Origin of the sequence: Natronococcus jeotgali DSM 18795, assembly GCF_000337695.1 — an archaeon.
GTDB lineage: Archaea > Halobacteriota > Halobacteria > Halobacteriales > Natrialbaceae > Natronococcus > Natronococcus jeotgali.
The window spans coordinates 23,726-38,998 of record NZ_AOIA01000020.1 but is presented as its reverse complement, the minus strand read 5'-3'; the positions used below and the strand labels follow the sequence as shown (position 1 = coordinate 38,998).

General features: G+C 69.5%; 16 protein-coding genes and 1 pseudogene. 9 read left to right on the top strand and 8 right to left on the bottom strand.

Annotated elements, in window-relative coordinates; genetic code table 11:
• Positions 1-63 precede the first annotated feature (63 nt).
• The 4 genes from C492_RS02120 to C492_RS02105 all read right to left on the bottom strand — a co-directional run bounded on the left by C492_RS02120 (position 64) and on the right by C492_RS02105 (position 4,153).
• A complete protein-coding gene (locus C492_RS02120) occupies positions 64-1,668 on the bottom strand; it encodes a bacterio-opsin activator domain-containing protein (protein ID WP_008420075.1) in 1,605 nt (534 codons plus the stop codon).
• 90 nt (positions 1,669-1,758) lie between these two features.
• Entirely contained in the window at positions 1,759-2,364 is a 606-nt protein-coding gene (locus C492_RS02115; RefSeq protein WP_049892633.1) for a hypothetical protein, read from the bottom strand.
• Positions 2,365-2,417: 53 nt separating this feature from the next.
• The gene (locus C492_RS02110; RefSeq protein ID WP_008420071.1) at positions 2,418-3,887 is read right to left on the bottom strand and encodes a sodium:solute symporter family protein; all 1,470 of its coding nucleotides are present in this window, start codon (positions 3,885-3,887) and stop codon (positions 2,418-2,420) included.
• On the bottom strand, positions 3,884-4,153 hold the full coding sequence (locus tag C492_RS02105; protein WP_049892623.1) for a DUF3311 domain-containing protein: 270 nt from the start codon (positions 4,151-4,153) through the stop codon (positions 3,884-3,886). Before C492_RS02105 ends, C492_RS02110 begins: the two co-directional genes overlap by 4 nt.
• A gap of 171 nt (positions 4,154-4,324) precedes the next feature.
• Between C492_RS02105 and C492_RS02100 the strand changes: the two genes are divergently transcribed.
• Both C492_RS02100 and dnaG read left to right on the top strand, forming a co-directional pair.
• On the top strand, positions 4,325-4,987 hold the full coding sequence (locus tag C492_RS02100) for an ArsR/SmtB family transcription factor (RefSeq protein WP_008420066.1): 663 nt from the start codon (positions 4,325-4,327) through the stop codon (positions 4,985-4,987).
• 143 nt (positions 4,988-5,130) lie between these two features.
• Positions 5,131-6,477: a DNA primase DnaG gene (gene dnaG, locus C492_RS02095; RefSeq protein ID WP_008420064.1), complete on the top strand. Its 1,347-nt coding sequence runs from the start codon at positions 5,131-5,133 to the stop codon at positions 6,475-6,477.
• Positions 6,478-6,587: 110 nt separating this feature from the next.
• Here dnaG and C492_RS02090 read toward each other — a convergent pair whose 3' ends face one another.
• A complete protein-coding gene (locus C492_RS02090; RefSeq protein WP_008420062.1) occupies positions 6,588-7,913 on the bottom strand; it encodes a DUF92 domain-containing protein in 1,326 nt (441 codons plus the stop codon).
• A gap of 148 nt (positions 7,914-8,061) precedes the next feature.
• On the opposite strand from C492_RS02090, the gene C492_RS02085 reads away from it, so the two are divergent.
• Complete coding sequence (locus C492_RS02085; RefSeq protein ID WP_008420060.1) at positions 8,062-8,667, top strand: undecaprenyl diphosphate synthase family protein; 606 nt, start codon at positions 8,062-8,064, stop codon at positions 8,665-8,667.
• 8 nt (positions 8,668-8,675) lie between these two features.
• Here the strand turns inward: C492_RS02085 and nirK are convergent.
• The 3 genes and pseudogenes from nirK to uppS all read right to left on the bottom strand — a co-directional run bounded on the left by nirK (position 8,676) and on the right by uppS (position 11,184).
• Positions 8,676-9,798, bottom strand: a pseudogene (gene nirK / locus C492_RS02080) (copper-containing nitrite reductase).
• A gap of 194 nt (positions 9,799-9,992) precedes the next feature.
• Entirely contained in the window at positions 9,993-10,202 is a 210-nt protein-coding gene (locus C492_RS02075) for a hypothetical protein (protein ID WP_008420058.1), read from the bottom strand.
• Between the two features lie 49 nt (positions 10,203-10,251).
• Positions 10,252-11,184: a polyprenyl diphosphate synthase gene (uppS, locus tag C492_RS02070; RefSeq protein WP_008420057.1), complete on the bottom strand. Its 933-nt coding sequence runs from the start codon at positions 11,182-11,184 to the stop codon at positions 10,252-10,254.
• A gap of 135 nt (positions 11,185-11,319) precedes the next feature.
• Between uppS and C492_RS02065 the strand changes: the two genes are divergently transcribed.
• The 6 genes from C492_RS02065 to C492_RS02040 all read left to right on the top strand — a co-directional run bounded on the left by C492_RS02065 (position 11,320) and on the right by C492_RS02040 (position 15,273).
• The gene (locus tag C492_RS02065) at positions 11,320-11,727 is read left to right on the top strand and encodes a DUF5778 family protein (RefSeq protein ID WP_008420056.1); all 408 of its coding nucleotides are present in this window, start codon (positions 11,320-11,322) and stop codon (positions 11,725-11,727) included.
• Between the two features lie 158 nt (positions 11,728-11,885).
• The gene (locus C492_RS02060) at positions 11,886-12,542 is read left to right on the top strand and encodes a precorrin-2 dehydrogenase/sirohydrochlorin ferrochelatase family protein (RefSeq protein WP_049892632.1); all 657 of its coding nucleotides are present in this window, start codon (positions 11,886-11,888) and stop codon (positions 12,540-12,542) included.
• Positions 12,539-13,849, top strand: coding sequence for a glutamyl-tRNA reductase (gene hemA / locus C492_RS02055; protein WP_008420052.1), 1,311 nt, complete (start codon positions 12,539-12,541; stop codon positions 13,847-13,849). The genes C492_RS02060 and hemA overlap by 4 nt, the downstream gene beginning before the upstream one ends.
• A gap of 56 nt (positions 13,850-13,905) precedes the next feature.
• Entirely contained in the window at positions 13,906-14,187 is a 282-nt protein-coding gene (locus C492_RS02050) for a 4a-hydroxytetrahydrobiopterin dehydratase (RefSeq protein ID WP_008420051.1), read from the top strand.
• A complete protein-coding gene (lwrS, locus tag C492_RS02045) occupies positions 14,187-14,579 on the top strand; it encodes an LWR-salt protein (protein ID WP_008420048.1) in 393 nt (130 codons plus the stop codon). Before C492_RS02050 ends, lwrS begins: the two co-directional genes overlap by 1 nt.
• 55 nt (positions 14,580-14,634) lie before the next feature.
• Entirely contained in the window at positions 14,635-15,273 is a 639-nt protein-coding gene (locus C492_RS02040; RefSeq protein ID WP_008420046.1) for an HAD family hydrolase, read from the top strand.

The window sequence follows — 15,273 nt, the reverse complement described above, 5'->3', positions numbered from 1 at the left end:
CCCGGTAGTTCGTCGGTCGCCTAATGAATCCCCTGTGGTCTCGGGTGCGAACGCCGCGGGCGCTCATTCCCGGTTGGCCTCCGCCCGCGTCGTGTTCGGCTCGTTGAATACCGCCGCGACGATCTTGTGCTGGGCCGACCGGAGGTGCTCGTGAAAGGTCGCGGGGGTGATCCCCAGGGTCTCGGCGATCTCCTCGCCGGAGCTGTGTCGGGGCCACTCGAAAAAGCCCGCGTAGTAGGCCGTCTCGAGGACGGTGCGCTGGCGGTCGGTCAACACGCCGTAGAGGTGGTCCTGAAGCTGGGCGATCGAACTGTCGGAGGGGGTCACCTGCCGCCGAGCGACGTTGGCCGTCTCGGGGTAGACCTCCCGGATCGCCTCGGTGACCGCCCGCACGTCGGCGCTCTCGGGCAGGTGGACGGTCATGCGGTAGTCGCCGTCGTCGATAGCGGCCGACTCGACGTAGCCGCCGTGGGAGGCGACGACCGAGAACAGCGGCGGCGACGCGATCTCGAGCTCGAAGGCGACCTCGCCGGCCGACTCGTCGATCGGTTCGACGCTGTCCCAGTGGGGTACGCAGTCGGTCAGCGCCTCGAGCTTCGGGAACGTCTCGGCCGCCGTCACGCCGTACTCGAGGAACCGCTCGTCGTCGACCCGGACGACGCGCTCGAAGTCGATCCGGTGGCCGTCCATCGACGGCCCGTCGAACAGCCCCACCCCGTCCGCGATCTCGTACTCGAGTTCGGTCAGGCGGTCGCCCATCAGGGCGCGCTTGCGCTCGATGGCGGCGATCGCGTGACCGAGCACCTCGCCGAGCTGGCCGAGCCCCTCGGCCACCTCGTCGGAGAACGCGTTCCGATCGGCGCCGGTCACGCCGAGTACGCCGTACAGTCCGCCGCCGTGGACGATCGGGATCGCGGCGGCCGACCGGTAGCCGAGCTCGCGGGCGTCCTCGCGCCAGGGCTCGAAGTCGGGATCGGCGAGGACGTCGTTGGACACCTGCAACCGCTGGGTTCGGATCGCCCGCCCGGCCGGCCCCCGCCCTGCGGGGTCGTCCGGGTCGGTCGAGAGCGGGATGCGCTCGACGTACCCCTCGACGCCGGCCTCGGTTCGGTGGAACACGTCCCCGGTTCCGGAGTCGACCGCGGCCACGAACGCGAACTCGTAGCCCGGTTCGTCGGCGAGGGTTTCGCAGGTGACGCGCTCGAGCTCGTCCCGGGTGGCGTCGGTAACGATCACGTCGTTGATCGCCCGCATGACGCTGTAGACGCCGTTCAGCGCAGCCATCCGTTCGCACTGGCGCTCGAACCGCCGCTCGCGTTCTTTCAGCTCGCTCACGTCCCTGAGACAGCCCGTGACGCTGGCCCGGGAGGGCTCGACGCGCGCCTCGAGCCAGGCGTCGGTCGCGGGATCGTACACGTCCGCGGCGACCGTCTCCTGACGTTCGAGGGCCCGATCGTGTGCGCTCCCGAACAGCGAGCGGAGTCGGTCGATCACCTCGCCGTCGACCCGATCGACACCGAGGAGTTCGAGGGTGCGCTCGTTGACGAAGACGCCCCGGCGCTCGTCGTCGAGGACGTACACGCCGTCCGGCAATCGGTCCAGAAGCGACCGCGTGCCGTCGAGGGCGTCGCTTTCGACGAGCTCGTCAAGCCGGCTGTCCTCCTCCATAGCACCACGGCATCGCTCAGCGTCATAAGTGTGGTACATTGTAAATCCGGAAGAATACGTACCGGTCCGAGCGACTCGAGCGAACCGTCGCTACTCGCTCGCGCCGTCGGGATCGACCGTCCGGATCAGCTCGGCGATCGTCTCGCGATCGCGCTCGGGGTCGACCCCGAGCGCGTCGGCGTCTCCGGGCGGGGCCTCGAGGGGAAGCGTGCCGCCGGCCATCCCGTAGGCGTCGTCGGTCGGCCAGATGGCGACGTTCGTCTCGGCCGCGAGGCGATCCCGGTCGGTCTCGAGGTCGGACGAGAGGGGGTAGGCGACGTCGAGCACGAACCACCGCCCCTCGGACCCATCGGGTCGCTCGAAGGCGTGTTCTTCGCGGGTGTCCTCGACGACCAGGCCGTCGTCCTCGACGGTCTCGACGAACTGGTCTTTCGCCTTCGGGGCTGCCTTCGAGAGCGCCGACGCGGGCGAGACGCCGACCGTCGACAGCGACGGGGAGAACGACGTCTCGACCGTAAACAGCGATCGAAGGGGAATATCGGCCGGCCCGAGCTCCGCGAGGGCGGCGGCCGACTCGACGGGCTCGTACACCGTCGTCTCGGCGGTGATCGACGCGATCAGGACGCTCGTCTCTCCCTGGCGGGTACCGGCGCGTTGCCACGTTCCGGCGACTGATTCCGGCAGCGCAGACGTCATCGCCGGACCGTACGCGACGATCACGTTTCGGTGTGTTGTTTGCAGCCGACCGGTCAGTCGGCGCCGAGCCCGTCGAAGTAGATCGCGCGCCGTTCGTCCGCCGCGGGCGTGGTCACGGCGGAGACGCCGACGGTGACGACGAGACCCAGCCCCATCCCGACGAGCCCGGCCGTCCAGCCCCCGTACGCGCTCGGGACGACGGCGGTGAAGAGACTCGAGAGGTAAAACGCCTGGCTCGCGAGGATCCCGGCCGTGATCCCGGCGCGGGTCGTCCGCCGCCAGTAGAGGGCGACCAAGACGGGGAGGGCGAGCTGGGCGAACCCGCTGAAGGCCGCGTCGCCCAGCTCGAACAGCGTCGCGGGCTGTACGAGACTGCCGACGAACGCGGCCGTCGCGAAGCCGACCACGCCGAGGCGAGCGAGCAGGTCCTCGCGCCGTTCGGAAACGCTCCCCTCGACGAACGGTCGGTACAGGTCCCGCGTGAAGTACGACGAGCCCGACAGCAACATCGAGTCCGACGAGGACATCATCGCGGCCATCGCGCCGGCGATCACCAGCGCGGCGAACCAGACGGGCGTGTACTCCGCCAGGACCGCCGGCAGGACGTTCTCGCCCTCGGCGATCGCGACGTCGAGCCCGCGGGCCCAGGCGCCGAGCAGGAACGAGGGAACGAACAACAACACGCAAAGCAGCGGCCAGAGCGCGAACGACCGTTTGAGGACCGCTTCGGAACCCGCGGCGAAAAAGCGCTGGTTCACCTGCGGGAACATTGCGACGCCGAACCCGATCGTGATCGCCGTCGAGAGCATCCACTGGACGGTGTAGAAGTCGCCGCCCAGCGCGAGGTGGTCGGCCGCCTCGGCCTCGAGCGCGGCGGTCGCCGCGCCCGGACCGCCGACCGCGGCCAACACCCACGCCAGCGCGATCCAGGTGGTGACGAGCATGAACGCCCCCTGGAGGGTGTCGGTCCAGGCGATCCCGCGGAAGCCGGCGACGACGACGTAGAGGATCATGAACGCGGTGATCAGCCCCGCTCCGACGGCGTAGGGGACGGCCCCGTCGGTCAGGGCCTGTAGCGCCGTGCCGGCGCCGACCTGCTGGAGCATCACGTACGGGAAGAGCCAGAGCAGGCTGATCCCCGCGACGAGACCCCGCAGCCGTCGCGAACCGAACCGATCGCCGAGCATCTCGCCGAGAGTGACGTACTCGTAGCGCCGACCCAGCAGCCACTGCTTGTACCCCACGACGTACCAGAGGATCGCGAAGACGATTCCGTCCATCAGCCCCATCACGAGCACCCACTCCGGGCCCTCCCGGTAGGCGATGTTCGGCCCCGCGAAGAACGTAAACGCCGACAGCAGCGTCGCGAACGTCGTAAACAGCAACACGACGGTCCCGACCGAACGACTCGCGAGGTAGAAGTCCTCGGCGGTGCGGTCGGTCGTTCGGTAGGCGACCAGCCCCACGGCGAGCGCCAGCAGGAGGTAGCCGACGATGATCCCGAGCTGGAGCGCAACGCTCACCGCCGCTCACCTCCGGGGTCGACGCCCGCGTTCGGGGGCGTCGAGCCGTCGCTCGAGCCCTCGCCCGATTCGATGCCGAGTCCCCAGGCCCGCCGGGCGAACAGCCGGAAGACGAGCGCGGCGAGTCCCATCCAGCCGACGTGCCACCAGAGCCACAGCGGGATCCCTGCGACGACCGTCGCGTCGCCCCAGAGGAACCACGGGACCGTGAGCGCGCACAGCCCGATCGCGACGACGATCCACCCCCAAAGCACTAGCCGTGCCATACCACGTCGTTCGGTCCCACGTGGATAACTATTACTGTTCGATCACGCGTATTGAATAGATTTTTCCATCGGTTTGCCGGCTCCCGTTCGACCGCGCGACTCTCGTTCGCTGAAACCGTTCTCTCGGGGAGGAAAAGGGTATGTGTATCGGGAATCGAATGGGTAGTGATCATGGCTCGTCTGTTCCCCTTCCGCTCGGAACCGGGGGCCGGGGAGGGGCGACCGCGCGTCGTCGACCTCGAGGGCGAGGACGCCGACGCGGTGTTCGGCGCCCTCTCCTCGACGACGGCCCGCCGGATCTACGCGCGCCTCGACGACGAGCCCGGAACGCCGAGCGACGTCGCGGAGGCGATCGACTCCTCGATCCAGAACGTCCGCTACCACCTCGAGAACCTCGAGGAGGCGGGGCTGATCGAGATCGTCGACACCTGGTACTCCTCGCGGGGCAACGAGATGAGCGTCTACGCGACGACCGACGGGCCGCTGGTCGTCACCAGCGACGAGACCGCGGCCGTCCGACTGCGGACGGTCCTCTCGCGGCTCCTCGGCGGGATCGCCGCCCTCGCGGGCGGGAGCCTGCTCGTCCAGTACGGCGTCACCCGCTGGTTTCGCGGGGTTGGACGCGACGGGACGGACGCGAGCGAGGGTGCCGACCGAACGGAGGGATCGGGCGAACCGGCGGATGACGGAATCGACTGGCTCCTCGAGGGGGGCGCCGGAACGGCCGAGGCCGTGTTCTCGGGCGTGTCGCCCGGCTCGCTGTTCTTTTTCGGCGGACTGGCGGTCCTGCTCGCGGTGGCGGGGTACTGGTACTGGGCGCGGCCGGCGTACTGACCCCGGGCTCGCCGGGCGTGAGGGCCCCCTCCTCCCGGTCGAGTGCCGACAGGTCAACAGCTATTTGCGTCTCACCGCCCTCGCTCTAGGCAACACCCGGACGCGCGGTCTTATCAGTCCCCGCCTCGCGGGGGCAGATCCGTATGGAAGACACCTCGAAATACCACATCCACGCGAACGTGACGGCCGACGGGGTGGTCGAGCGAAGCGACGTCGTCGGTGCGATCTTCGGCCAGACGGAGGGGCTGTTGGGCGACGAGCTCGACCTCCGCGATCTCCGTCAGTCCCAGAAGGTCGGGCGTATCGACGTCGAAATCACCAGCACGAACGGTCAGTCCCACGGTCGGCTCACCATCGCGACCAGCCTCGACAAGGTCGAGACGGCGACGCTCGCGGCCTCGCTGGAGACGATCACCCGGATCGGTCCCTGCCGGGCAACTCTCGAGGTCGCCGAGATCGAGGACGTCCGCGCGGCCAAGCGCAAGGAGGTCGTCAACCGGGCGAAGGAGCTGCTCCGGACGGGGTTCGACGACTCGGTGATGACCTCCGAGGAGATCCTGGCGGAGGTTCGCCAGCACGTCCGCGTCGAGGACATCACCGAGTACGAGGGCCTGCCAGCGGGGCCGCGGGTCACCGACAGCGACGCGATCATCGTCGTCGAGGGCCGCTCGGACGTGCTGACGCTGCTGAAGTACGGCGTCAAAAACGCCATCGCCGTCGAGGGGACCAACGTCCCCGACGCGGTCGCCGAGCTGACTCGCCACCGCACGGTCACCGTCTTCCTCGACGGCGACCGGGGCGGCGACCTGATCTTCGAGGAGCTCTCCCAGGTCGGCGACATCGACTACGTGGCTTTCGCCCCGTCGGGCGAGTCCGTCGAGGAGCTCGACCACCACCAGCTGTTCGCCGCGCTGCGGAACAAGGTCCCCTACGACAGCGTCTCGGGGCTCAACGAACCCCGCGAGGCGGTCGCCGCGACCGACGGGAGCGCGACGCCGGCGCCCCCGGCGTCGTCCCCGACGACGATCGACGAGGGATCGCCCGAGGCGCCGCCGACCGGTTCGAACCGACGTCACGAGCCGGGCCCGGACGACGCGGACTCGAGCCCCGACGCGGAGGCGGGACCGTCCCGCCCGGCGTCGTCGGCCGGCGAGTCCGCGAGCGAGGACGAATCCGAGCCCGAGACCGTCTACGGCCACGCGACGCTCGTCGTCGCCGGCGACACGGACCGCGCCCGCTTTCTCGACGCCGACGGGGAGATCCTCGAGGAGGCGCCGGCCGCGGACGTCTACGACGCGCTCGAGGACGCCGAGGCGGCGCCGACGACGATCGTACTCGACGGGATCCTCGACCAGCGGCTGCTCGATCTCGCGGCCGATCGGGGCGTCGAGCGGATCGTCGCTCGCTCGCTCGGCCAGTTCACGAAGCGTCCGACGGGCGTTCGGGTCCACGCGGTCGACGAGATCGCCGACGAACCGCCCTCGGAGTGAGTCGCCCTCGACGCCGCGTGCGGTTCACCGCGGCGTCGCCGCTCGAGGGGGTGACGACCGCTCTCGAACGGCGACAGCTTCTTCACCGCCGACCGCTCTCGAGCGACGGACTACCCGAGCGCCGCGAGCGAGAGGACGAGCAGCGCCGACACCAGCGCCCCCGACAGCGTCGCCAGGAAGTTGACTCCCTGGTTGCCGAGCAGCGTCCCCTCGAGGGTCGCCCCCAGGAGGCTGTCGACGGTCATGCCGACGACGCCGGCGGCGACGACGATCGCCGCGCCGACGGCACCGATCTCGGGAAACAGTGCGTAGGCGATCGCCGCGACGATCGCCGCGCCGACGACGCCGGCGATCTCCCCCTGCCAGGTGACGCCGCCGTCGGTCCCCGGTTCGACCGGCTCGAGCGTGGTGATCAGCCGCGGGGTCTCGAAGATGCTCCCGATCTCGCTCGAGAGCGTATCGCTCATGGCGGTCGCGACCGAGCCGGCGAACGCGAACAGGAACAGCTCCGAGGCGGCGGGCAGGAACCCGGCCTCGCTGGCGGCGTAGCCGAGCACGGCGACGAGCCCGACGGCCGCGTTGCCGAGGACGTTGCCGGTGCCGCGGGCGCCGTTGTTCTCCTCGGCGACGCCGAGGTCCTCCTTGCGGCCGTAGCGGAACTTCGTCGAGAGCCCGCCGATGGCGAAAAACGAGATGAGGACGACGAACCAGCCGTACCCGCCGAGCACGACCGTCAACAGGCCGAGCAAGACGCCCGTGAGCATCCCGGCGATCGAGGCCGTCTCGAGCGCGTAGGAGGCGTACCCCAGGGCAGCGGTGATCGCCAGCGCGATCACGATGTCGACCGCGCCCAGCGCGGGGTCGAGTTCGGCGAGCAGCCAGAGCAACAGGCCGACCGACAACATGACCACCGGATCGTCGTAGAGCAGCAGGATATCCCGCAGCAGGGCGGCCAGCAGGGCGCCGCTGGCGGCGAGAAACAGGATCGTCGGGAGCGCGGCTGGGACCGAGCCGCCGGCGAGTCCGACGGTCGCGGCCTGTCCGACCGCGGCCGCGACGGTCGCGGCGAGACAGAATCCCGCAGCGCGGGCGACGTCGTCGGCCGTTCGGGTCCGGACGAGCTGCTCGCCGAAGTTCCCGTAGCCGACGAGGAGGACGGTCCCGACGAACACGGCGCTGGTCATCGAGGACTGCGTGGCGAGCAGCCCGAGTGCGACCCCCGCGAGCACGAACGCGATCAGCCCGTAGAGGCGCCCGTCCTCGTAGTCGTCGGGGTAGGCGAACAGGTCGAAGATCGGCCCGTCCCTGACGACGACCGCGCCGAGCAGAACGACCGCGCCGAGCGCCGCCGCGACCTCCGGGCCGAAAAGCGGGACGGCAAGCGAGAGCGTACACAGCAACGCGAAGACGCCGGCTCGCCGAACGGGTTCAGACACGGTAATCGGTCCTTTCTGTGGGGATCACTTCAACCTTCGTGAACCGCTCCGGCGCCGATTTCCCGCCCGTAGCGGGGCTGACTCGAGCGTCCGCGCGGTCTCGAACGAACCCGTAACCGGTATGCCACCGGCCCGAAAACGGGAGGGCGTGGGTCTGTACGAGCGCTACCTCTCCGTTCGCATCGGCCGTCACGACGCCGACAGCCCCGACCACGTCGCGCTCGTGATCACCGAGCGAGACCTGCTCGAGCGCGGCGCCTACGAGACGCTGGCGGACTTCTTCGAGTGGGCCTTCGAGTACGCCGAGCGCGTGACCGTCTACGTCAGCGTCCTCGACGCCGACGCGATCCCGGCCCTGCGCCGCGAGCTCGAGACCGTCGACGCTCCCCGGGAGGTCGCCGTCCGCACGCCCGACGATCCGAGCCGGGCCGACGCCCCGATCCAGATCGGGATCGGGCTGGGCGGGAAACACGAGTTCACGGCCGCGGTCCGCACCCTGGCCGAGAGCGTCGATGCGGGCGAACTCGAGCCCGGCGAGATCGACGACGAGCGCGTCGAGAACCACCTCGTCTTCCCCTCCGAGCCCGACCTGGTGATCAAGACGGGCGCCGAGCGGCTCTCGGATTTCATGATCTGGCAGTCGGTCTACTCGGAGCTGTACTTCACCGACGTCAACTGGCGGGACTTTCGCAAGCGGGACTTCCTGCGGGCGGTCCGAGAGTACTGCAACCGCTCGAGGCGGTTCGGTCGGTAGGACCGGGCTTACGGGTCGGGATCGTAGACGTCGGGATCTTCCGTTCCCTCGACCTCGATCTCTGCCATCAGCCCCTTGCGGACGACGCGGGAGAGGGCGTGGTCGACGAGGTGAATCGGTTGGGGCACGGGGGTTTCCATCTCGCCGACGCCCGTCGTGCCGGCGGGGAGCGCAGCGCCCTCGACGTGGCTGGCAGGCTCGGAGTCGAGATCTCCGTAGTCGTACCAGCGCGACCAGACGTTTCCGATCGGGTGCGGGCCGCTCATGAGGTTGGGTCCGGCGTTGCACCAGTATACGCGCAGGGTTTCGCCGGTCTCGGCGGGAAGCCGTCCGTAGTCGCCGTCTTCGGTGAACGCGCCGACTTCACCGTTGAAGAGGACGTACGTCGGATCCTCCGACTGCATCGCGTCGGTATCGAACCGGTGGTGGCCGTCCTCGCCCTTCGGGCGGTCGGTGTAGAGCCTGTCTCTTATACACATNGAGCTCGTGCTGCCCGAGGTAGATCTCGCGGTCCACCTCCGGCAGTCCGTCCTCCGGCTCGACGAGAATGGTGCCGAACATTCCGCTGCTGATGTGGATGTCGTGGTCGCCGGGCGCGCAGTGGTAGTAGAACGCGCCGGGATACTCGAGCGTGAACTCGACCTCGACGGGGCCTTCGCCGGGCTGAATCGTCGTATCCGCCGCCGAACCGCCGGGTCCGTAGACCGCGTGAAAGTCGAGATTGTGAACCATACTGTTGCGGTCCTCGGGATTGCGGAACGTGAGGTGGATGGTGTCGCCGCGGCGAGCGCGGATGAACGGTCCGGGAATCCGCCCGCCGAACGTCATGAAGTCGTAGGTCGTCCCGTCCTCGATCTCCGCGACGAGCTCTTCGGACTGAATTTCGAGTTCGTGGCGCCGAGGGTCGTCCCAATCGACCGGGTCGGGGACGTCCAGCGGATCGGCGGCGATGTCGTCCACGTCGACGGCCGCCGCTGAGCGCTCGTCGTCGTCGTCGCCGATCTCTTGAGAGTTGTTTTCGGCGTCGTTTCCGTCGCTCTGACCGCCAAACGTACATCCGGCGACCACGCTCGTGGCACCGACCGTCCCGATGGTCCCGATCAGCGTTCGTCGATCGAAATCGTGACTCATGTTAGCTCGTACCACGTTATTGTCAATAATCCTATCAACCCCTATCGTTCCGTACGCGTTGATCGGTGGAATAACTCGGCATCGAAAGCCCGCTCCGCTCGCGCCGCGTATCCGACGTCGGGACGAGCGCGGAGACGAACGTCGCTCGGATCGGGACTCCGGTCGAGGCGATCGAACCGTGCTTTCGACGACAGCTACGTCCGGGGCTCGACGTAGGCGAACAGCGCCACGAGGACGCCGACGGTCACCAGCCCCAGGCTTCCGCCGATCGCGAGAAACTCCGCGGGTCGGGTGTGGGCGACGGCGGCCTGCGGGTGACGGAGCGCGCCGGCGGCCCCGAGCGCCACAAACGACGCGAGCCCGGCCGCCGTCGCGGCGAGGCCGGCTGCGAGCTGGCGGTTCATACGCCGACTCGAGCGTCTACCCGGTTGTCGGTTTCGGGACGTTCCGGGCTCAATCGGCGGCGGGACCGCTCGAGTCGACGGCCTCGAGCTCCTCGTCGTCGGGCTGTTCGGCGGTGGGTAGCGAGTCCCGGAACCGGTCGACGATCGAGCGGGCCTCGGCGAGGTCGCGGTCGCTCATCGCCCCCAGCAGGGCCAGCGCCCGGCGGGCGCGGGTTCGCCGCCAGGACTCCTGGCGGTGCTCGTAGGTGCGGATCCCTCGCAGGAAGTCGGCCTTCGAGAACTCGGGCCAGTAGGGCGTACAGAAAAAGACCGCGGCCTCGTTGCCGTTGGCGTGCCAGGGCAGGAAGTTCGAGGTGCGCTCGTCGCCGCCGGTCCGGATGATCAGGTCGACGTCCCGGACGGGGTCGTCGTACAGCCGGCGCTCGATCGCTCCGACGTCGATCTCCTCGGGGGCGACCTCGCCGGACTCGACGTCCGCGGCGACGCCGCGGGCGGCCTCGAGCAGCTCCGAGCGCCCGCCGTAGGCGAGCGCGATGTTGAGCACGAAGCGGTCGTACTCGCGGGTTCGGTCCTCGGCGTAGTCGACGGCGTCCCGAACCCGCTCGGGCAGCCGTTCGACCGCGCCGAGCGCGCGGATCTTGACGCCGTTGTCGTGGACGCGCTCGGCGTCGGCGAACTCCCGGAGCTTCTCGCAGAGCAGGTCGTACAGCGCCTCGCGCTCCTCGGGCGGGCGCTCGAAGTTCTCAGTCGAGAACGCGTAGAGGGTCAGCTCCTCGACGCCGACCTCCTGGCACCACTCGAGGACGCGCTCGGTCGTCTCGGCGCCCGCGCGGTGGCCGTCGGTCGCGTCCGACCCACGTCGGCGCGCGTACCGACGGTTTCCATCCTGAATCACGGCGACGTGGGTCGGCACGCCGGCGATCTCCCTCGAGAGGAGTCGCTCGTAGGCCGCGTCCACGCGCTCACGGAGCCACCGATTCATCGTTCGACGTGAGGGCGGGGAGAAGTATGTGTCTTGTGTGTTACTCGTCGGTATCGATACGTCCTGGCACGGCGGGACCTGGCACGCGAGAGCCGATCGTGACGGCTATCAGGCCGGAGGTTCTCGTGTCGGCCGATGACCGAGACACTCGACGAGGATCTCTACCGGCGGACGAAGGCGCTGCTCGAGCCCGGCGAGGTCGAACTCAACGGCGCGATCGTCCACACCGACTACGACGGCAGCGAGGACGTGCGGATGATGCAGGCGACGATCGACGTCGGCGATATCGTCGCCGAGCACTCGGGGTACGACCCGAAAGACTGCTACGTCCACTCGGGCAACGACGACCCCGACTTCTCCTCGAACCAGCACCAGGGGCTGACCCTCGAGGACGAGGAGTTCGTCTGGGAGTGCCAGCAGCTGCTCCGGGAGGGAAGCTTCGACGTCGTCGTCTACTACGAGGCGGGCGCCGACCACGAGGCGATCCTCGAGGAGATCGAGGAGCTGGGCTTCGACGTGACCGGGGTCGAGGGCGAGGAGTAACGGCCCGGTTCGGGCGCGGTCCGACGGCGCCCGGGCCGCACCCGGTTCGCTTTTCACGGACGCGACCCGACGATCGGGTGTACGCACCGCGTCGACGGCCCGACCGCCGAGACGTCCGTCGACGGGCCTCGACGCGGCAGTTCGAACTCGAGTCTACCATGATTCCGCTACTCCACGACTTTACCGGCGCGACGGTGCTCGTCTTCGGCGGCGGTCCGGTCGGCGCCCGGAAGGCCCGCCGGTTCGCCCGCGAGGCGACGGTGATCGTCGTCAGTCCCGACTTCGCCGACGAACGGTTCGGCGGCGCCGAGCGGGTCCGGGCCGCGCCGGATCCCGAGGACGTTTCGGGGTGGCTCGCCCGGGCCGAGCCCGCGCTGGTCGTCGCCGCGACCGACGACGAGGCGCTCAACGGGGCGATCGAGCGGGCGGCCCGCGAGCGGGGAGCGCTCGTCAACCGCGCCGACCGGGCCGGCGAGCGCGAGCCTAGCAGCGTCGTCGTCCCCGCCACCGTCCGCGAGGACCCCGTCGTCGTCTCGATCTCGACCGGAGGGACCGCCCCCGCCGTGAGCAAGCACCTCCGCCGAGAGCTCGAGGACCAACTGGCCGGCGCCGGGGAGATGGCGCGGGTCTGTGCGGCACTGCGGACGGAACTTAAATCGAGGGACGTCGCGCCCGCCCGACGCCGCGAGCTCGTCGGAGACGTCGTCAAATCACCCGGCGTTTGGACAGATTTACGTACGGGAACATCTAATCCATTCCAAGTGATCGAGGACGTGCTGGGTGAAGTGCCGTCGACGGCGGGTGATCGGCAGTGAACGGGGTTATCACGGCCGCACGCGTCACGCACGACAGCGGGAGCGTCGACGATCTCGCGGCCGCGAGTCCCGACAGCCAGCGAGCCGCCGTCGCTGCGCTCCGCGGGCTTCCGGAGATCGAGGAAGCGTACGTTCTCTCGACGTGTAACCGGGTCGAGGCCTACGTCGTCTCGACCGACGCCACGCTCGGTCGAGCGACGCTCGAGGAGTTCTTCGCGACCGCCGACGACGAGGCGCTGGTCGTGACGGGCCACGACGAGAGCCTGCGCCACCTGCTGCGGGTCGCCGCAGGACTCGAGTCGGTCGTCCTCGGCGAGGACCAGATCATGGGTCAGATCCGGACCGCCTACGAGGACGCACGCGACGCCGGCGGCATCGGACCGATGCTCGACGCGGCCGTCACGAAGGCGATCCACGTCGGCGAACGCGCCCGAACCGAGACCGCGATCAACGAGGGCGTCGTCTCGCTGGGGTCGGCCGCGACCCGACTCGTCGCCGACGACGTCGCCCTCGAGGGGGCGACGGGCCTGGTCGTCGGTGCCGGCGAGATGGGGCGGCTGGCGGCCCGGAGCCTCGCGGACGCCGGCGTCTCGGAGCTGCTCGTCGCGAACCGGACCGTCGATCGGGCCGACCACCTCGCGAGCGAACTCGAGGTCGACGCCCGCGGCGTTCCGCTCGAGGCGCTCGGAACCGTCGCCGACGACGCCGACGTCGTGGTCGCGGCGACCGGCAGCGACGAACCGGTGGTCGAACCGCACCACCTGACCGACGGGGGCGCCGAGCGGGTACTCGTCGATCTCGGCCAGCCCCGGGACATCGCGCCCGCGGTCGGCGGGCTCGAATCGGCGACGGTGTACGATCTCGACGACCTCGAGTCGATCACCGCCGAGACCCGCGAGCAACGCGCCGACGCCGCGAACGAGGTCGAGGCGATGATCGACCGGGAGTTCGAGCTGCTCTGTGACCAGTACAAGCGGGCCCGCGCCGACGAGGTCATCGCCGCGATGTACGGCTCCGCCGAGCAGATCAAGGAACGCGAGCTCGAGCGGGCGCTGGCGGAGCTCGAGAAGGAGGGCACCTCCCGGCGGGAGGTGCTCGAGGCGATGGCCGACTCGATGGTCAGCCAGCTGCTGGCGCCGCCGACCAAGAGCCTGCGGGAGGCCGCCGCGGAGGACGACTGGAGCACGATCAACACCGCCCTCCAGCTGTTCGATCCCGACTTCGGCGACGCGCGGCCGTCGGCGTTCGCCCCGGCCGACGACCGCGACCGATCCGAGATGCAGGCAAGCGCCACCGACGACGACTGAGCCCGGCACGAGCAAGACGGCACAACCGTTATTTTCGTCGCTTCCGTCCGTCCGCTATGGCAGACCTGCTTTCGGACGACGAGGTAGACGCACAGCTGCCCGACGGCTGGGAGCGCGAGGGCGACGAGATCGTCCGCACCTACGAGTTCGACGACTACCTGCGGGGCGTGAGCTTCGCCGGGGACGTCGGCGAGGTCGCCGAGGAGCAGTTCCACCACCCCGAGATCCGCATCCGCTACGAGGAAGTCGAGGTGCGACTGACCTCCCACGAGGAAGGCGGGATAACCGACGCCGACCTCGAGATGGCCGAGCTGTGCGACGACGAGTACGAGGGCTGATGGAGGCCGCGTACGTCTTTCGGGTTCGGCTCCGACTCGAGCCCGCGACCGGGGGCGTTCGGGTCGACGGCGACTCCGGCGAGACGACGGTGACGGTCTCGCGGGACGCCCCGGATCCGGGCACCGAGGGGTGGCTGTTCTTCCGGAACGCGCTCTGGCGGGGCGAGGTCGGCGACGCGGAACACGCCAGACGGCTCGCCGCCGACTGGCTCGGCGAGCCCCTGGGCGCGATCGAGGACGTCTCCTTCCGGGAGCTGCGGACCGACGGGGCCTACCTCGAGGCGCTGAAAGCCGAGATCGCGACCGACCTCGAGGCGTTCAACGCCGACGACGTCTCCGAGGTGCTCTCGAAGTACCTGGGCTCGAGCATCCACGTCGTCGACCGAACGTAGGCGGCGCGCGCGGGCGACACGCATTTACTCGCCGATCTCGTAGATAACCGTCCGAATGGTCTCCGAATACGACTACTGGCTGCTCGACCTCGACGGCACGCTCATCGACGTCGAGTGGTCCTACACCCGGGAGGTGTTCGACCGGGTCGGCGACCGCCTCGGCCGCGAGTTCACCGACCAGGAGGCCGACATCATCTGGAGCGGCCTCACCGGCTCCCGCGACCGCCAGCTCGAGGCGTGGGGGATCGACCCCCACGCGTTCTGGGAGGCGTTCCACGCCGAGGAGGACCCGATGGTGCGGGCCGAACAGACCTACCTGCACGACGACGCCGCGTTCGTCGCCGACCTCGACGTGCCCGTCGGACTCGTGACTCACTGCCAGGAGTTCCTCTGTGAGCCCGTGCTCGACAACGTCGGGATCCGCGACTGGTTCGACGCCCGCCTCTGCTGTACCGAAGAAACCGGCTGGAAGCCCGACCCCGAACCCGTCGAGTCCGTTCTGCGAGAGCTCGGCGTCGCGCACAACGGCCACGAGGGCGTCCTCGCCGGCGACGGCGCGAACGACGTCGGCGCGGCCTGGAACGCCGGCCTCGACGCGATCCACGTCGAACGGGTCGGCCACGAGCGCCGCGGCCAGTGCGTCCTGGGCGACTACCGTGTCGCGTCGTTCGACGAGCTTCCCGGCTGCCCCTGA